At 39.1% G+C, this 1,318-nt stretch carries 1 protein-coding gene and 1 pseudogene; both read right to left on the reverse strand.

Annotation, left to right across the window (positions count from 1 at the left end; all coding sequences use genetic code 11):
• Positions 1–191, reverse strand: a pseudogene (locus tag R7Q38_RS23555) (TetR/AcrR family transcriptional regulator); the annotation flags it as partial.
• Positions 192–442: 251 nt separating this feature from the next.
• Positions 443–1,252, reverse strand: coding sequence for a helix-turn-helix domain-containing protein (locus R7Q38_RS23560; RefSeq protein WP_005462617.1), 810 nt, complete (start codon positions 1,250–1,252; stop codon positions 443–445).
• Positions 1,253–1,318 lie beyond the last annotated feature (66 nt).

A 1,318-nucleotide genomic window follows, 5' to 3' on the forward strand; every position in this document is an offset into this window, starting at 1 on the left:
TTAGCCAGTTGAATAAGCTCAACTTCTCTATCCGCAATCGCTTGTTGCTTTTTGGTTAGCCCGGACGAGACACGACACCCGTCTCGCTTACCATCCTTTTTACAGCGAAAGTTAAACATAATCCTTTGATCCGTATACCCACACACTCCTGATAATTGTAACACGATTATGTAAAACAGGAACGTCACCATTTTTGACGAACCGTCACAATTGACACTTCGTCATAATAGATCAAAAAACAAACATTACAAGTATGAATTTATCCATAACGAAAAATTACAAAAATCTATAGTTTTATCATTAAAATGCTAAAAAAAAGGCTAGACAAACTGATGTGCTGAAGATTTAGGCGAGAGATAGACGTTAAGCCAAGAGCTTACAAACTCGATATTTCCCAATACCTAAGATGCAAGCCATTGGCTCTGAGAGATAAGTGAATGGATTAAATTGAAAGGCTTGGTTTATCCCCTGCTGCTGCAATTGCGTAGCGAATATCGTCAATAAAACGAGATTCTGTTTCTACAATTCCATCAGAGAATGTCACTGGTTGATGTGGCCCAGCAAGTAGAACTACGTTTGTGAAGTCGGAAACATTAAAGTTTTCAGCGACAACATTCTTCGAGTGAAAATCAATCACCGTTTTCGCTACTTGATCTTCAAGCTCCAGCAACTGTTCTTCCGTAATTTTCATTCGCGCCAAAGCAACACGAACGCATTTATCATGTGTCGTTGTTTGCTCTTTGATTATCTCGGTGTACTTATCGTTTAACTTCGAGTTTTCTGCGTAGCTGTAGTACAGCGGGCCGTGCAACGTAATACTTTTGTTTTCATCTACGTAAACAAGGTCTAGCAACTCTAGTGCACCCAGATAATCAGACATGCTTTGCTCTGATAAGTCGTATTTCTTCTTTAAAATTGTGTATCCATCTTTCCCGCGCAACATCCTCAGTTCACGATAAAAATCGTAAAGATGTGGGAACTGAAAAAACACTTCATCTTGTGTTCGACTAAAATAATCTTCATCTTCACCTTGCAACTGATTGGCTAACTTTTGCAATTCATCCAATGTACAGTCAATCGCACGACAGTATTCAAGCAGTTTATCTAACGCGAGGTTGGTACTGGTTAAATGTCTCTTAAAAGTGGACAATGGCATGCCCATTTTTTCAGATAGCTCTCGATATGTTAGCCCCTTTGTTTTAATCGCTTGTCGTAGAGCGGCTAGCAAATATTCGGGAGTCAGATCTCTCATCTACAATTCCTTTTGGCAATGTTACAGCTTTATAGTACTTGTAACAATTTAGAGCTTATTAGCAAG

Origin of the sequence: Vibrio sp. Vb0598 (genome assembly GCF_033338935.1) — a bacterium.
In the GTDB taxonomy this organism is placed as follows: Bacteria; Pseudomonadota; Gammaproteobacteria; order Enterobacterales; family Vibrionaceae; genus Vibrio; species Vibrio alginolyticus.

Bases quoted from the DNA above. Each gene is read 5' to 3' on its own strand.
- R7Q38_RS23560 (WP_005462617.1), bottom strand. From the start codon at position 1,252: ATGAGAGATCTGACTCCCGAATATTTGCTAGCCGCTCTACGACAAGCG.